The 16,091-nt window shown below is 61.2% G+C and carries 16 protein-coding genes; 7 read left to right on the top strand and 9 right to left on the bottom strand.

All coding sequences use genetic code 11. The features are described 5' to 3' along the window. The first annotated feature begins 101 nt into the window (after window positions 1-101). The 5 genes from PspCFBP13508_RS21760 to PspCFBP13508_RS21740 all read left to right on the top strand — a co-directional run bounded on the left by PspCFBP13508_RS21760 (window position 102) and on the right by PspCFBP13508_RS21740 (window position 4,384). On the top strand, window positions 102-1,259 hold the full coding sequence (locus PspCFBP13508_RS21760; protein WP_016773028.1) for a D-alanyl-D-alanine carboxypeptidase family protein: 1,158 nt from the start codon (window positions 102-104) through the stop codon (window positions 1,257-1,259). Between the two features lie 80 nt (window positions 1,260-1,339). Further along, on the top strand, window positions 1,340-1,615 hold the full coding sequence (locus PspCFBP13508_RS21755) for a DUF493 domain-containing protein (RefSeq protein ID WP_130912128.1): 276 nt from the start codon (window positions 1,340-1,342) through the stop codon (window positions 1,613-1,615). Continuing rightward, window positions 1,615-2,262, top strand: coding sequence for a lipoyl(octanoyl) transferase LipB (gene lipB, locus PspCFBP13508_RS21750; protein ID WP_137215660.1), 648 nt, complete (start codon window positions 1,615-1,617; stop codon window positions 2,260-2,262). The genes PspCFBP13508_RS21755 and lipB overlap by 1 nt, the downstream gene beginning before the upstream one ends. A gap of 25 nt (window positions 2,263-2,287) precedes the next feature. After that, window positions 2,288-3,286: a lipoyl synthase gene (lipA, locus tag PspCFBP13508_RS21745; protein WP_160768663.1), complete on the top strand. Its 999-nt coding sequence runs from the start codon at window positions 2,288-2,290 to the stop codon at window positions 3,284-3,286. 132 nt (window positions 3,287-3,418) lie between these two features. Next, the gene (locus PspCFBP13508_RS21740; protein ID WP_130912131.1) at window positions 3,419-4,384 is read left to right on the top strand and encodes an LD-carboxypeptidase; all 966 of its coding nucleotides are present in this window, start codon (window positions 3,419-3,421) and stop codon (window positions 4,382-4,384) included. A 100-nt stretch (window positions 4,385-4,484) separates the two neighbouring features. On the opposite strand, the gene PspCFBP13508_RS21735 is transcribed toward PspCFBP13508_RS21740, so the two are convergent. From PspCFBP13508_RS21735 to leuS, 5 genes are all read right to left on the bottom strand, one after another. Continuing rightward, window positions 4,485-5,807 (bottom strand): lytic murein transglycosylase, encoded by a 1,323-nt coding sequence (locus PspCFBP13508_RS21735; protein WP_130912132.1) that lies wholly within the window; start codon window positions 5,805-5,807, stop codon window positions 4,485-4,487. Between the two features lie 61 nt (window positions 5,808-5,868). Further along, complete coding sequence (arfA, locus tag PspCFBP13508_RS21730) at window positions 5,869-6,033, bottom strand: alternative ribosome rescue factor ArfA (RefSeq protein WP_016773035.1); 165 nt, start codon at window positions 6,031-6,033, stop codon at window positions 5,869-5,871. Between the two features lie 145 nt (window positions 6,034-6,178). After that, window positions 6,179-7,216, bottom strand: coding sequence for a DNA polymerase III subunit delta (gene holA / locus PspCFBP13508_RS21725; RefSeq protein WP_137215659.1), 1,038 nt, complete (start codon window positions 7,214-7,216; stop codon window positions 6,179-6,181). Between the two features lie 39 nt (window positions 7,217-7,255). Further along, the gene (gene lptE / locus PspCFBP13508_RS21720; protein ID WP_130912133.1) at window positions 7,256-7,861 is read right to left on the bottom strand and encodes an LPS assembly lipoprotein LptE; all 606 of its coding nucleotides are present in this window, start codon (window positions 7,859-7,861) and stop codon (window positions 7,256-7,258) included. Window positions 7,862-7,949: 88 nt separating this feature from the next. Continuing rightward, window positions 7,950-10,556, bottom strand: coding sequence for a leucine--tRNA ligase (gene leuS / locus PspCFBP13508_RS21715; protein ID WP_137215658.1), 2,607 nt, complete (start codon window positions 10,554-10,556; stop codon window positions 7,950-7,952). A 255-nt stretch (window positions 10,557-10,811) separates the two neighbouring features. Here leuS and PspCFBP13508_RS21710 point away from each other — a divergent pair, with 255 nt between their 5' ends. Both PspCFBP13508_RS21710 and PspCFBP13508_RS21705 read left to right on the top strand, forming a co-directional pair. Then, window positions 10,812-11,135: a hypothetical protein gene (locus PspCFBP13508_RS21710; RefSeq protein WP_024014441.1), complete on the top strand. Its 324-nt coding sequence runs from the start codon at window positions 10,812-10,814 to the stop codon at window positions 11,133-11,135. A gap of 104 nt (window positions 11,136-11,239) precedes the next feature. After that, window positions 11,240-12,001 (top strand): YdcF family protein, encoded by a 762-nt coding sequence (locus PspCFBP13508_RS21705; protein ID WP_130912135.1) that lies wholly within the window; start codon window positions 11,240-11,242, stop codon window positions 11,999-12,001. A gap of 116 nt (window positions 12,002-12,117) precedes the next feature. On the opposite strand, the gene lnt is transcribed toward PspCFBP13508_RS21705, so the two are convergent. Genes lnt through PspCFBP13508_RS21685 form a run of 4 tightly spaced genes read right to left on the bottom strand, consistent with a single transcriptional unit; the run spans window position 12,118 to window position 15,980 of the window. Further along, a complete protein-coding gene (gene lnt / locus PspCFBP13508_RS21700) occupies window positions 12,118-13,641 on the bottom strand; it encodes an apolipoprotein N-acyltransferase (RefSeq protein ID WP_137215657.1) in 1,524 nt (507 codons plus the stop codon). Between the two features lie 14 nt (window positions 13,642-13,655). Beyond that, on the bottom strand, window positions 13,656-14,495 hold the full coding sequence (locus PspCFBP13508_RS21695) for an HlyC/CorC family transporter (protein WP_122610970.1): 840 nt from the start codon (window positions 14,493-14,495) through the stop codon (window positions 13,656-13,658). Window positions 14,496-14,500: 5 nt separating this feature from the next. Then, a complete protein-coding gene (gene ybeY / locus PspCFBP13508_RS21690) occupies window positions 14,501-14,995 on the bottom strand; it encodes an rRNA maturation RNase YbeY (RefSeq protein ID WP_101160585.1) in 495 nt (164 codons plus the stop codon). Next, entirely contained in the window at window positions 14,988-15,980 is a 993-nt protein-coding gene (locus PspCFBP13508_RS21685; protein WP_016773043.1) for a PhoH family protein, read from the bottom strand. The genes ybeY and PspCFBP13508_RS21685 overlap by 8 nt, the downstream gene beginning before the upstream one ends. Between the last annotated feature and the right edge of the window lie 111 nt (window positions 15,981-16,091).

The raw sequence follows: 16,091 nt of genomic DNA, 5'->3' as shown, positions 1-16,091 counted from the left end.
GTGACTGGAGTGAGCAACTGAACACGCGATGGCTCGTCAGAAAGCCATCTGATTAAATTTTGTCCGCAAGGACAGTTTCCATTAGCGATTTCGAGAGACGGATGAACATCACCACCTTTGCCAAACGCCTGTGTCTGCTAGTCCCGCTGCTCCTCTCGCCAGCCGCCTTTGCGGCCGAGATGATGCCGTCGCCACCACAACTGGCCGCCAAGGCCTACGTTCTGATGGATGCCAGCAGCGGCAACGTGCTGGTCGAAAACAACGGCGACCAGCGTCTGCCACCGGCCAGCCTGACCAAGCTGATGACCGCGTACATCGCGACCCTGGAAATCCGTCGCGGTCAGATCGGTGAAAACGACCCGGTGACCGTCAGCGAAAACGCCTGGCGCACCGGCGGTTCGCGGATGTTCATCAAGGTCGGCTCGCAAGTGACTGTCAGCGACCTGCTGCACGGCATCATCATCCAGTCCGGTAACGACGCCAGCGTCGCCCTGGCCGAGCACATCGCCGGCAGCGAAGACGCGTTCGCCGACCTGATGAACAAGACCGTCACCGAACTGGGCATGACCAATACCCACTTCATGAACCCGACCGGTCTGCCGAACCCTGAGCACTATTCGTCCGCTCACGACATGGCGATCCTCGCTCGCGCGATCATCCACGAAGACCCGGCTCACTATGCGATCTACTCGCAGAAAGAGTTCTTCTGGAACGGCATCAAGCAGCCTAACCGCAACCTGCTGCTGTGGCGCGACAAGACCGTTGACGGTCTGAAAACCGGCCACACCGACGAAGCCGGCTACTGCATGGTGTCCTCAGCGGTACGTGACGGCCAGCGCCTGATCGCTGTGGTGTTCGGCACCAACAGCGAAGTGGCCCGTGCCGCAGAAACCCAGAAGCTGTTGACCTACGGTTTCCGCTTCTTCGAAACCCAGACCTTCTACCAGAAGGGCACTGAACTGGCGCAGGCGCCGGTATGGAAAGGCACCACCAGCCAGGTCAAGGCCGGCCTGGCGCAAGACCTGACCATGACTCTGCCGAAAGGCCAGCTGAAGAAACTCGCAGCCAGCATGACCATGAACCCGCAACTGGTTGCGCCAATCGCCAAGGGCGACGTGATCGGTAAAGTCGAAGTCAAACTGGAAGACAAGGTAGTGCACAGCGCCGACCTGATCGCTCTGGATGGCGTCGAGGAGGGTGGTATCTTCCGCCGCATGTGGGATAGCATCCGTCTATTCTTCTACGGCTTGTTCAACTGATTTTGTGTTGACCTGCATGGCCCCGCCCCGATCCGGTGCGGGGCCATGTGCGTTACCACGGCTTAAGAGGCCGTTACGCCATGACCGATAACGAAGTAAAGGCGCCAAAGATCGAATTTCCTGTCACGGATTATCCCGTCAAGGTGATCAGCGATACGGGCGTCGGCCGCAAAGACCAGATCATCGAGATCGTGAAGAAACACGCGACCATCAATGACGAGCGCATCGACGAGCGTCAGAGCAGCACCGGCAAGTACACCACCATCCAGCTGCACATCGTCGCCACCGATCAGGATCAGCTGTACAACATCAACAGCGAACTGCGGGCGACCGGCTTCGTGCACATGGTGTTGTGATGCGCGGCACGCTGGGCTTTCGCGAGCTGGGCCAGATGGCTTACGAGCCGGTCTGGCATGCCATGCAACGTTTCACCAATGAGCGCGGGACTGCTGCCGACGACGAAATCTGGCTCGTCGAACACCCGCCGGTGTTCACTCAGGGCCAGGCCGGCAAGGCAGAACACCTGTTGCTGCCGGGAGATATTCCGGTGGTGCAGGTCGATCGTGGCGGCCAAGTGACTTATCATGGCCCCGGGCAACTGGTGGCCTATCTGTTACTGGATGTGCGCAAGCTGGGTTTCGGCGTGCGCGATCTGGTCAGCCGCATGGAAGCCTGCCTGATCGAACTGCTGGCCAGCTACGGCGTTACCGCCGCCGCCAAGCCAGATGCTCCCGGCGTGTATGTCGATGGAGCGAAAATCGCTTCTCTGGGTTTGCGCATTCGCCACGGTTGTTCCTTTCATGGCCTGGCCCTGAACGTGGATATGAACCTGGAACCGTTTCGACGGATTAATCCCTGCGGCTACGCCGGGCTGGCCATGACCCAGCTGAGCGATCACGCAGGATCGATTGAATTTGCCGAGGTAAGTGCCCGGCTGCGCGCGCAGCTCGTCAAACACCTCGACTATGCTGAGCAGACGACCCTCACGGGCGGAATCGACTGATATGACTACTGATGCAGTGCAAACCATGATCCCGACGCTCGACGTGACCGAGCGCCCGGCCCCGCGTCCCAAGGTTGAAGCCGGCGTCAAGCTGCGCGGCGCCGAGAAGGTTGCACGCATCCCGGTCAAGATCATCCCGACCACCGAACTGCCGAAGAAACCCGACTGGATCCGCGTGCGCATCCCGGTTTCGCCGGAAGTCGACCGCATCAAGAGCCTGCTGCGCAAGCACAAGCTGCACAGTGTCTGCGAAGAAGCGTCCTGCCCGAACCTCGGCGAATGCTTCTCCGGCGGCACCGCAACCTTCATGATCATGGGCGACATCTGCACCCGCCGCTGCCCGTTCTGCGACGTTGGCCACGGTCGTCCGAAGCCACTGGACGTCAACGAGCCGGAAAGCCTGGCTATCGCCATCGCCGACCTCAAGCTCAAATACGTGGTGATCACTTCGGTGGACCGCGACGACCTGCGTGACGGCGGTGCCCAGCACTTTGCCGACTGCATCCGCGAAATCCGCAAACTGTCGCCGAACGTTCAGCTCGAGACCCTGGTCCCGGACTACCGTGGGCGTATGGACATCGCCCTGGAAATCACCGCCGCCGAGCCGCCGGATGTGTTCAACCACAACCTGGAAACCGTGCCGCGCCTGTACAAGGCTGCGCGTCCGGGCTCGGATTACCAGTGGTCGCTGACCCTGCTGCAACGCTTCAAGCAGATGATGCCGCACATTCCGACCAAGTCCGGCCTGATGCTGGGCCTGGGCGAGACCGACGAGGAAGTCATCGAAGTCATGAAGCGCATGCGCGAACACGACATCGACATGCTGACTCTCGGCCAGTACCTGCAACCGTCGCGCAGTCACTTGCCGGTGCAGCGTTTCGTGCACCCGGACACCTTCGCCTGGTTCGCCGAAGAAGGTTACAAGATGGGCTTCAAGAACGTTGCTTCCGGTCCATTGGTACGCTCCTCGTACCACGCCGACGAGCAGGCGAAGCTGGTCAAGGCCGAGCTGCTGGGTTCCTGATTCACTGCTGATGTAAAAATGCCCGCCGAGGACGGTTCCTCGGCGGGCATTTTTTTGCCTGAGACAAGGGGCTTTTGTTTGTCTCTTCAGCTGACTACTGTGTGTGCATGACTTTACCGCTGGAGCCCAAGGATGACCGTTCGACCGAGCCACACCCTGATTGCCCACCGAGCCGTACCGGCGCTGCCCTCCGAAGGGACGATCGGCGTCATCGCGCCTGCCGGCCCCGGCGCCCTCGACACTGAAAAAGCGCTGCAATGGATGCGCGCGCGCGGCTATGGGCTGAAGGTGTTTCCGGGTGTCTATGAGAAGGACGGCTATCTGGCTGGCAGTGACGACGTACGCCTGCGCGATCTGCATGCAGCGTTCGCTGATCCCGAAGTCGACGCGATCATTTGCCTGCGCGGCGGCTACGGCACGCCGCGTCTGCTCGACCGAATCGATTACGACCTGCTCAGCCGTCACGCCAAACCCTTTGTCGGCTATAGCGACATTACTGCGCTCCACCTGGCCATCAGTCGCTACGCCGGGTTTGTGACCTTTCACGGGCCGCTGCTCAATGCCGACCTGCTGGGCGACAAAGAGCCGCCGACCGTCACTTCATTCTTCGCCATGCTGCGCGGGCAATTGAAAGCGGGCAGTGTGCTCAGCCATCCGGCGGCTTATCCGTTATCAACCGTCGAACCGGGCATCGCTCACGGGCGTTTGCTCGGCGGCAACCTGGCGATGATTGCTGCAACCCTCGGCACGCCCTACGAGATTGATGTCGAAGGGGTGATTCTGTTCATCGAGGACATCAACGAGCCGCTGTATCGCATTGATCGGCTGCTGACCCAGATGCGTCTGGCCGGCAAGCTGGCCCGACTGCGCGGTGTGCTGGTCGGTGATATCGCCGGAGTGGAGGTCGACGCGCTGAATCGCTTGCTCAAGCAAACCTTTGAGTCGTTGCGGATTCCGGTGTTGTCGGGTTGGCGCAGTGGCCATTGCGACCCGAACCTGACACTGCCGTTGGGCGCGCTGGTGCGGCTGGATGCGGGGAAACAGGAGTTGCTGCTGGAGCAGGATGTGGTCATCAAGGCTGAAACGGTTATTGCCTGACAGTCAGTCTTCGCGAGCAGGCTCGCTCCCACATTGGAATACGCTCAACTGTGGGAGCGAGCCTGCTCGCGAAAGCGATATCCGCCATACGGCAGTCTTTCTATTGGGTGCGCAGGCTCTCAAGCAACTTGTGCGTCGGATACCCATCCGCCGGCCAGCCCAGCGCCTGCTGGGCACTGCGAATCGCTTTGCGCGTATTGGCGCCGATAATCCCGTCCGCTGTGCCGGCGTCATAATTACGCGCGCTCAATAGCGTTTGCAGTTCGATGCGCTCAGTACGGCTCAGCGGCAGATCATCTTTCGGCCAGTTGCCGTTGATCAGGCCCGCGCCTTCGAAACGCTCGGACAACAGGCTCACCGCCAGCGCATACGACGACGAATTGTTGTACTTGAGAATCGCCCGGAAGTTATCGAGGATCAGAAACGCCGGGCCACGATACCCGGCCGGCAACAGCAGGGCGGCGGACAGTTGTTCGGAGCCGGCTGGCACCTGCGCGCCATTGGGCAGGTTCACGCCCAGTTGCCGCCATTCGGCGACGCTTTTGCGAATCGCGCCATCGGCCAGCGTGTAGTTGAAACCGCTCGGCAATTGCACTTCAAAACCCCACGGCTGGCCGCGTTGCCAGCCCGAGCTTTGCAGATAATGCGCGGTCGAGGCGAGCGCATCGGCCGGGCTGCCCCAGATGTCGCGGCGACCGTCACCGTCAAAATCCACGGCGTGGGTGTTGTAAGTGGTCGGAATGAACTGGGTCTGGCCCATCGCGCCGGCCCAGGAACCGAGCATTTTCTCCGGGGTGATATCGCCCTGTTGCAGAATCTGCAGGGCGGCGATCAATTGTGCGTGAGCAAAGCCCGGACGACGGCCTTCGTAGGCGAGGGTGGCCAGCGAGTTGATCACCGACTTGCTGCCCTGGAACTGGCCGAAATTGCTCTCCATGCCCCACACCGACACCAGCGCCTGGCGATCGACGCCATAACGCTGCTCGATGCTCTGCAGAATGTCGGCGTACTGGTTGATCAGCGCCTGGCCCTTGCGTACGCGCAGCGGCGACAGCGCACCGTCGAGGTATTCCCACACCGGGCGGGAAAACTCCGGCTGACTGCGATCGGCGCGGATCACGCTGGCGTCGAAGCTGACATTGGCAAATGCCTGATCGAACAGCTCGGGACGAATCCCGGCGGCGAGGGCGTCCTTGCGAAAACCTGCCTGCCATTCGGCGAAGGTCTGGGTCGGTTGAATATCGAGCGGATCGGCGGACGGCACTACCGGCGGAATGATCGCTGGGGCCGTGGTAACCGGGGCGGCTTGAAGCGGTTGTGCATCGGCGGCGGTGGGTTTTTCCGCGCAGGCGACAAGCAGGATGAAGCTGGAGGCAGCGATCAATTGGCGCACGGGCCAACGACGGGAAAGACTTGGGGGCATGCACAGTTCCAGGGGAAACGAATCAGGTGCAGACCTTAACATGAGCGAGGGGTAGTGCGCTTCAGGCAGCCAGAAAGTAAAAAGCCTCCCGGTTGTCAGACCGGAAGGCTTCGCGGCGGTAGCTGCCTTTGCCCTTGGCTGGCCGTTCCTGGCGGCTGCGGAACAAGGGCTGGGCGACGATGGATTTGGCCTTGTTGGGGCCATGCTTTGCTGGCTTTTTGCTCATGAGGGTTCTCTCGGTGTGGTGGGTTTCGCGTTGCGGATAATCTGCTCATGCTAAAGAAAAGTCAAAAGATCGCAGCCTCTGGCAGCTCCTGCAGGGGGAATACATTCCAAATGTAGGAGCTGCCGAAGGCTGCGATCTTTTGATCTTATTCGGCAGGCAAAGACAGGCGTTGGCCTGCCATCAATAGAGCCAAGCGACTCAAGCTCATCCACGGCGATCCCGCCGCCTGACCCTTGATCTGCGCGTCGATACGCTGCGCTTCGAGCAGCAACTGCGCCCAGCGTTGCGCCGAGTAGCGTTGCAGTGCCTTGCTCATCAGCGGCTTGCGCTTGTCCCAGACCGGCGGTTTCGACTGGCTGAAGCACTTGTCCAGTGGCGTGCCCTGGCTGTATTGCAGGGAAATGTTGGCCAGCAGGCGCAACTCCCGCGCCAGTGCCCAGAGGATCACCGGCGGTTCGACGCCTTCGCCGCGCAAACCTTCGAGCATGCGCAAGGCGTGGGCCGGTTCGCCGTTGAGCACCGCGTCGGTCAGGCCGAACACGTCAAACCGCGCACTATCGGCCACGGCGGCTTGAACGGTTTCGACGGTGATCTGCCCACCTTCGGCCATCAACTTGAGCTTTTCGATTTCCTGGGCAGCGGCGAGCAGGTTGCCTTCGACACGCGCGGCAATCAATTCGACCGCATCCTGGCTGGCCGATAGACCGGCCTGGGACAGGCGCTGACGAATCCAGCTCGGCAGCTGATTGGCATCCACCGGCCAGATCTGCACGAACTGGGTTTGTTGGCCTTCGACCAGCGCCTTGCCCCACTTGGTTTTCTGCGCGCTGCCATCGAGCTTCGGCAAGCTGATCAGCAGGACAGTGTCTTCAGCAGGGCGTGAGCAGTATTCGATCAGCGCGGCGGCGCCTCTGTCGCCAGGCTTGCCCGACGGCAGGCGCAGCTCCAGCAGGCGTTTTTCAGCGAACAGCGACATGCTCGCGCCGGCCTGCAGCAACGTACCCCAATCGAAATTGGCGTCGGCGGCGAAGACTTGGCGTTCGTCGAAACCTTGCTGGCGGGCAGCGGTGCGGATGGCGTCGGCGGCTTCCTGACACAGCAGCGGGTCATCGCCGCTGATGATGTAGACCGGCGCGAGTGCGCCTTGCAGGTGTTTGCCGAGTTGCGCGGGAGCGAGCTTCATAAGAAAGGGCGAACGGGGCGCCTGGGCGCCCCGGCCGTCTTACTGCTGCGGGATTTCGAGCGGCGACTGACGCGGAGTTTCCGCCTCAGCCTTCTGTGCCGCTTCCAGCGCATCGGCTTCAGCCTTGGCGCGGTCGTTGGCGGTTTGCTGCAGTTGCTGCAACTGGCCCGGGGTCAGCTGCGACAGGCGCAGCATCATGCGCTGAACCAGTTCACGACGGGTCTCGCGACGGGCGTCACTGGCTTCCTGATCGGAGCCGACAAGGTTGTTGCCGTCATGAATGAACACCTTCTGCACTTCAAGCTTGTCGCTGATCAGTGACAGATTGTTCTCGCCGCGGATGTCGTAGCTCAGCACGGTACTGACCTGATACTCGCCTGTGCGACCGGCGCCGGCATAGCTGAGAATGCGCTGGTTTTCCTGCTCGTCAGCCAGGTACAACTTGTATGGCGCGCCGGTGTAGACCTTGACGCCGCTGGACTCCAGCACCTGGCGCAATTGAGTCACGGTTTCGCCGTAAGCGTTGCGCGCGCTCAGGTCGATTTCCTTGATCGACAGTTCGTTGGTGCCGGTACCACGCAACTGGAAACCGCAGGCGCTCAGCAGAACGGCGAGGCCCATCACCAGCAGATTGCGTTTGATCATTGTGTTGCTCCCCTTGAAACCAGGTGAGCCGACTCTGCGGCCCGAAAGGTTTTACTGGCTGCCAGGCGAGCCTGGCAGCCGATCCAATTTAGCTGGCGACGATGTTGACCAGTTTGCCCGGTACCACAATCACTTTGCGAATGGTCAGGCCGTCGACGAAACGCAGCACGTTTTCGTTGATGCGTGCAGCGGCTTCGATTTCTTCGCGGGTGGCGCTGGCCGGCATTTCGATCTGCCCGCGCAGCTTGCCGTTGACCTGAATCACCAGGGTCAGGTTGTCCTGCACCAAGGCACTTTCGTCCACGGCCGGCCAGCCTGCATCGATCACCGCATCGGCGTGACCCAACTGCTTCCACAGTTCGTGGCTGATGTGCGGGGTGATCGGTGCCAGCAGCAGGGTCACCGCTTCCAGGCCTTCGTGCAGCAGCGCGCGGTCCTGATCGGTGCCTTGGGCGGTTTTTTCCAGCACGTTCATCAGCGTCATCACCTGAGCGATGGCGGTGTTGAATTTGTGGTTCTGGCCGACGTCATGACTGGCCTGCTTGATCGCCAGGTGAATCGCACGACGCACGGTTTTCTGCTCGTCGTTCAGGGCGGCGATATCCAGTTTGCCCGGCAGGCCCTGGGTGACGTGGGCTTGCGCCAGACGCCAGACGCGCTTGAGGAAACGGTGCGATCCTTCAACGCCGGAGTCGGACCATTCGGCGCTCATGTCAGGCGGCGAGGCGAACATCATGAACAGACGGCAGGTGTCGGCACCGAACTGGTCGATCATCGACTGCGGGTCGACGCCGTTGTTCTTCGACTTGGCCATCTTCTCGGTACCGCCGATTTCCACCGGCAGGCCGTCGGATTTCAGCTTGGCGCTGATGACCTTGGCTTTGCTGTCACGCTCCAGTTCCACGTCCGCCGGGTTGAACCAGGTATAGGCACCATTGGCTTCGCGACGATAGTAAGTCTCGGCGATCACCATGCCCTGGGTCAGCAGGTTCTTGAACGGCTCGTTGGAGCTGACCAGACCTTCGTCGCGCATCAACTTGTGGAAGAAGCGCGCGTAGAGCAGGTGCAGAATGGCGTGTTCGATACCGCCGATGTACTGATCCACCGGCAGCCAGTGGTCGGCGGCGGATTTTTCCACCAGGCCACCTTCAAAGTGGGGCGAGGCGTAGCGGGCGTAGTACCACGACGACTCGACAAAGGTGTCCATGGTGTCGGTTTCGCGCTTGGCCGGCGCGCCGCATTTCGGGCAACTGCACTCGTAGAACTCGGGCATGCGCGCCAGCGGCGAACCGGCGCCGTCCGGCACCACGTCTTCCGGCAGAACGACAGGCAGTTGATCTTCCGGCACCGGCACGTCGCCGCACGCGGCGCAGTGGATGATCGGGATCGGGCAGCCCCAGTAGCGCTGGCGGCTGATGCCCCAGTCGCGCAGGCGGAACTGGGTGCGCGAGGCGCCTAGTTCTTTCTTGATCAGGGCGACTTCCATGGCGTCGAACGCGCCGGCGAAGTCGAGGCCGTCGAACTCACCGGAGTTGATCAGTGTGCCGTGCTCGCCGTAGGCGTCCTGCCACGGCGCCGGGTTGCTGTCGCCGGAGCTGGTGCGCACCACCGATTTCACCGGCAGGTTGTACTTGTGAGCGAATTCGAAATCGCGCTCGTCGTGCGCCGGAACCGCCATGACCGCGCCGTCGCCGTAGTGCATCAGCACGTAGTTGGCGACCCACACCGGCAGCTTCTCGCCGGTCAGCGGGTGCTCGACGAACAGCCCGGTCGGCAGGCCTTTCTTTTCCTGAGTGGCGACATCGGCTTCAGCGACGCTGCCGCCCTTGCATTCAGCGATGAACGCTTGCAGCTCGGGATTGTTCTGCGCGGCCAGGGTGGCCAGCGGGTGCTCGGCAGCTACGGCGACATAGGTCGCGCCCATCAGGGTGTCCGGACGGGTGGTGAAGACTTTCAGGGTGCCGGCTTCGCCGATCGAATCGACGTTGTACGGGAACTGCACTTCCATGCCACGGGACTTGCCGATCCAGTTGCGCTGCATGGTCTTGACCTGTTCCGGCCAGCCAGTCAGTTCGTCGAGGCTTTCCAGCAGCTCGTCGGCGTAAGCGGTGATCTTGAAGTAGTACATCGGGATTTCGCGCTTTTCGATCAGCGCGCCGGAACGCCAGCCACGGCCGTCAATGACCTGCTCGTTGGCCAGTACGGTCTGGTCGACCGGGTCCCAGTTCACGGTGCCGTTCTTACGGTAGATCACGCCTTTTTCGAACAGGCGGGTGAACAGCCATTGTTCCCAGCGGTAGTAGTCCGGCTTGCAGGTGGTCACTTCACGGGACCAGTCCACCGCGAGGCCGAGGCTGCGCAGCTGCGACTTCATGTAGGCGATGTTCTCGTAGGTCCACTTGGCGGGCGCTACGTTGTTTTTCATTGCGGCGTTTTCCGCCGGCATGCCGAACGCATCCCAACCCATTGGCTGCAGCACATTCTTGCCCTGCATGCGCTGGTAGCGCGAGATCACGTCGCCGATGGTGTAGTTGCGCACGTGGCCCATGTGCAGCTTGCCGCTGGGGTAAGGGAACATCGACAGGCAGTAGTAGGTTTCCTTGCCTGGCTGTTCACTGACTTCAAAGGACTTTTGCTCATCCCAGAACGACTGGGCGGCGGCTTCGATCTCACGTGGCTGATATTGTTCGTGCATGGCTACTTTTGTACTGGATAGGGGTGGCCTAATCCTCTTCGACGGCGGCATCCGGGATGGCCCGGGTGCGCTGGAAGTGGAATGACAGGAAGCGCCGTAGCATACATGACCGCGCTTGGCCGAGGGAAACCCTGATTACAGCTGTTTGCCAGACCTTTTGGGCGACGAGGGCCGTTGGTCGCGGCGTGTAGCCGGTTCGTGCAGCGAAGCTAAGCTCTAACTGGGGAGTGAGTCTTATCTTCAATGAGGTGAGGGATGGTGGAGCAACGGAAAAAAAACGTAACGAAACCCGAGTTGTACGAAAGGTTGATCGATCGTCTGGGCATGGCGCTGGACGCCGTGAAAACCGCCGACCGGCTGCGCGACGAGCGCCCCCTGGAACTGGAATTGCGTGGCTTGAGCCCCGCCGAGTTCAAACTGGTCAAGGCCTATCTGGATCGCAGTGAACGTGAAACGCAGGGATGCCTGTCTCAAGCAGTGAAGCAACTCGATGCAGCACATTCGGCCAAGGTCATCTGGCTCAAGGACAAGGCGCCGCGCAGAGACACCGGCAAGGTGCGTTCTGTGCAGGCCAAGTAAGCGCATGGCAGGTCATGAAACGGATCTTTTGCAACAGGATCCCGCCTATTGGTTGTAACTCGTAATCAACACTCTTAGGCTTCGGGCATCTTTGGAGATGCCCGATGCCCTTTCGATATTTCATCAAACAACTTTTACTGCCGCCCGGCATTCTTTTGCTGCTGTTGCTGGCCGCCTGGTGGCTGCGCCGCTCGCGGCCGCGATTGGCTGGCGTGTGTTTTGCCGTTGGTTTTGGTGGCCTGCTGCTGATGAGCCTGCCGGTGGTGGTGCAGTGGAGCGCCAAGGCGCTGGAACGTGAGCCGCCGCTGGCGCGGTCAGAATGGACGACCCTGGCGCAACGTGCCGATGCGATTGTGGTGCTGGGCTCGGGTCGCGAGCGCGGAGACATCGCCTGGGGCGAAGACCAGCCGACCGGCATCGGTCTTGAGCGTCAGCGTTACGCGGCGCGCCTGGCCAAGGCCTCGGGCCTGCCGATTCTGACCAGCGGCGGCCTGCACTACGGCACGCCGCCGACCGAAGCGAAATTGATGGCAGATTCGTTGCGCGATGATTTCGACGTAACGGTGCGCTGGCAGGAAGGCGAGAGCCGCACCACATGGGAGAACGCGAAGATGACGGCCGATATTCTCTTGCCGCAGGGGATCAAGCGGGTTGTCGTGGTGACGCAGGCGTGGCACATGCCGCGTGCGGTGTGGAGCTTTGAACAGGCGGGATTCGAAGTGGTGCCGGCGCCGGTGGGTTTCCTCGGTACCGATAATGCCCGGCCGTTCGGCGGCTGGCTGCCGGAGTTCAAGTCGATCTGGCAGAGCGGGCAGTTGCTCAATGAGGCGGTGGGGCAGGTGGGGTATTCGCTGTTTTACCGCTGAAGATCATCGTGGCGAGGGGATTTATCCCCGATGGGGCGCGTAGCGGCCCCTCTCTTACCTTCAGAAGAGGGGACTGCTGCGCACTCCAGCGGGGATAAATCCCCTCGCCACATTTCTCAGAGGGTTTTTGACATCCGATTGGCCATCAGCGCCCAGCCAAACAGCAGCAGGCACAACACGATCAGCGGCCACGAGCGCCATTGCAGATACGGTGTCAGGTCGTGCATCGGCACCACTTCGCCATACAACACGCCTTGTTCGAACTGTGGAATCTGCTCGGTGATCTGCCCGAACGGGTTGATCAGGCCGGTGACGCCGTTGTTGGTGGCGCGGATCATCCAGCGTCCGGCCTCCAGCGCGCGCATCTGCGCCATCTGCAGGTGTTGCAGTGGGCCGATCGAAGTGCCGAACCAGGTGTCGTTGCTGATCGTCAGCAGCAGATCGCTGCGTGCCGACAGGCCGGCGGCAAATTCCGGATAGACCACTTCGTAGCAGATAAACGGTGCGATCTGGTAACCCTTGGCTTGCAAGAGCGCTTGATCCGACGGGCCGCGCGCGAAGTCCGACATCGGCAGGTCGAAGAACGCGATCAAGCCGCGCAACACATCCTGCAACGGCACGTACTCGCCGAACGGCACCAGTTTCTGCTTCAAGTAAGTGCCATCGCCCTCGCCGACCACAGTGATACCGTTGAAGAAGCGCCGCTCGTGATGCACGGTCTGGCGGATCGGCACACCGGTGATCAACGCCGATTTACGCTCGGCGGCGAAGTTGCCCATCATCGTCAGGTAACCCTCGGCGGACTCCTTCAATACCGGCACGGCGGTCTCGGGCCAGATCAGCAGATCGACTGGTTTGGAGCGGAAACTCAGATCACGGTACAGCGCCAGTTGCGCGTTGAGTTCGGCCGGGTCCCATTTCATGCTTTGCGCGACATTGCCCTGAATTGCGGCGACCGTCAGCGGTGCGCCGGACGGGCTGGTCCATGCGTGGCCCTTGAGGGCAATGCCCGCCACCCAAGGCCCCGCCAGCAGTACCACACCGGCCGCGACAAAACCTTTGCGGCGTGCCTGCAACAAGCGCGGAGCGTTGTAGATCAGCGCTGCTGTAAGTGCCAGAACAAACGACACCAGCCACATACCGCCCACCGGCGCGAGTCCGGCCAGCGGACCGTCGAGCTGGCTATAGCCGGAATAAAGCCATGGGAAACCGGTAAGGAACCAGCCACGAAACGCTTCCTGGCCGACCCACAACGCCGCAAAGGCCAAGGCATCCGCCAGCGGTGCTTCGTTACGTCGCAACCAGCGCGCCCACAGCCAGGCGGGCAGGGCGAAGAACCAGGCAATCGCCGCGGTGAACAGCAGCATCAGGAATCCGGCGAGCAACACCGAAGCGCCGCCGAAATGATGAATGCTGTAATAGATCCAACTGGTGCCGGCGCCGAACAGGCCAAAGCCGAAGCACCAGCCACGGCCCAGTGCCTGACGCGGACTCAACTCACGCAAACCGGCATAGAACAGACCGACCGCCAGCAATGCCAGCGGCCAGATGTTGAAAGGTGCGAGAGCGAATGTGGTGATTGCACCGGCCGCCACGGCCAGCAGGTTACCGGGCCAGCCGGGGCGGGTTGTCCAGCGCATTTCAGTCCTTAGAATTAACGAGCGATAGGCGTCAGTCGCAGCAAATGAATCCGACGGCTGTCGGCGTTCAGGATGCGGAAACGATAAGCGCCGATTTCAGTGGTTTCGTTGCGTTTTGGCAAGTGCCCGAACGCGCTCATCACCAGGCCGCCGACGGTGTCGAACTCGTCGTCGGAGAACTCGCTGTCGAAGAACTCGTTGAAGTTCTCGATCGGCGTCAGCGCCTTGATCAGGAAGTCACCGCTGGGCAGCGGCTTGATGTAGCTGTCTTCTTCGACGTCGTGCTCGTCCTCGATGTCGCCGACGATCTGCTCGAGCACGTCTTCGATGGTCACCAGGCCGGCCACACCGCCGTATTCGTCGATGACGATGGCCATGTGGTTGTGGTTGGCACGGAATTCACGCAGCAACACGTTCAGACGCTTGGACTCCGGCACGAAGGTGGCCGGGCGCAGCAGGTCCTTAATGTTGAAGCTGTCGCCGTTTTCCTTGAGGATCAGCGGCAGCAGGTCCTTGGCCAGCAGCACGCCCATCACGTCGTCATGGCTTTCGCCGATGACCGGATAGCGCGAGTGGGCCGAGTCGACCACGGCAGGGAGGAATTCGCGGGGTGTCTGGGTCGCCTTGATGCTGATCATCTGCGAACGCGGCACCATGATGTCGCGAACTTGCAGGTCAGCCACCTGAATGGCGCCTTCTACGATGGCCAGCGCTTCGCTGTCCAGCAGTTTGTTCTGATGTGCATCACGCAGCAGCTCGAGGAGCTCCTGACGGTTCTTCGGCTCGTGGGCAAAAGCCTGGGTCAGTTTACCCAGCCATGACTTCTGCCCGTTGCTCGATCGATCTTCGCTCATAGCGATTACTCTGAATCCTTTGTTGTAACGATGGGGGTTGGTTCGGTTTCGTCATCCGCGTACGGATCGGGATAGCCCAGTTCAGCAAGCAACTCGCGTTCCAGTGCTTCCATTTCCTCGGCTTCGTCGTCATCTATATGGTCGTAACCGAGCAGATGCAAGCAGCCGTGAATGACCAGATGTGCCCAGTGGGCCTTTAGTTCCTTGCCCTGCTCGGCGGCTTCGCGTTCGACCACGGCCACGCAGATCACCAGATCGCCGAGCAGCGGGATATCGAGAAACTCGTCAGGCACTTCCGCCGGGAACGACAACACGTTGGTCGCGTAGTCCTTGTGGCGCCAGGTGTGATTGAGCTCGCGGCCTTCTTCCTCGTCGACCAGACGAATGGTCATTTCCGAATCAGCGCTGCGCTGGCGCAGGGCCAGTTCGCACCACTGGCGGAACTCGGCTTCACTCGGCGCGCTGGCCTCGGTGGCGATTTGCAGATCCAACTCAAGCATCGCGCGAGGCTTCCTTCGCGGCTTCGGCACGGGTCTCGAAGCGCTCGTAGGCCTCGACGATCCGCTGCACCAACGGGTGGCGCACGACGTCTTTGGGCTGGAAGTGGGTGAAGCTGATGCCCGGCACGTCTTTGAGCACTTCGATCACATGGTGCAGGCCGGACTTGGTGCCGCGCGGCAGGTCGACCTGCGTGATGTCACCGGTGATCACGGCGGTGGAGCCGAAGCCGATGCGCGTGAGGAACATCTTCATCTGCTCGACGGTGGTGTTCTGGCTCTCGTCGAGAATGATGAAGCTGTTGTTCAGCGTGCGACCGCGCATGTAGGCCAGCGGTGCGACTTCGATTACCTGTTTCTCGATCAGCTTGGCGACGTATTCGAAACCGAGCATTTCGTACAGCGCGTCGTATAGCGGGCGCAGGTACGGGTCGATCTTCTGTGAAAGGTCGCCGGGCAGGAAGCCGAGTTTTTCGCCCGCTTCGACCGCCGGACGCACCAGCAGGATGCGGCGGATCTGCTCGCGCTCCAGCGCATCCACCGCGCAGGCCACGGCCAGATAGGTCTTGCCGGTACCGGCCGGGCCGATGCCGAAGTTGATGTCGTTACCGAGGATTTCCTTCACGTAGCGCTGCTGATTCAAGCCGCGCGGGCGAATCATGCCTTTCTTGGTGCGCAGGGCGACGGTCGCTTCGGCAGGGGCCGGGTTGTCGATATCTGCTGATTCCTGAATGAACAGGTGCACCAGGTCTGGCGACAGCTCGGTACCCTTGGTTTCCCGGTACAGGCGGCGCAGCAGGTTTTCCGCGGACGTGGTGAGTTTTGGATCGCCAATCAACTCGAACTGGTTTCCGCGATTGCGGATCTCGATGGCCAGGCGCTGTTCGATCAAGCGCAAATGCTCGTCGAATTGCCCGCACAGATTGGCGAAGCGGCGAGCCTCAAAAGGCTCGAGGAGAAAACGATGTGGTTCGATGGGTGCGTTCAAGGTCGTATTTAGCCGCCCTGGGGCAATTAGGATGAAATCAAGGATAACGCCAGTGGCGTGGGTGCGAAAGCTCTTAAATGAGCCCGCCCGATTCATGCCTCTGACGCTGTA

The organism is Pseudomonas sp. CFBP13508 (assembly GCF_005233515.1).
In the GTDB taxonomy this organism is placed as follows: Bacteria; Pseudomonadota; Gammaproteobacteria; order Pseudomonadales; family Pseudomonadaceae; genus Aquipseudomonas; species Aquipseudomonas mercuritolerans.
This window is presented reverse-complemented; position numbering and strand designations above follow the sequence as displayed.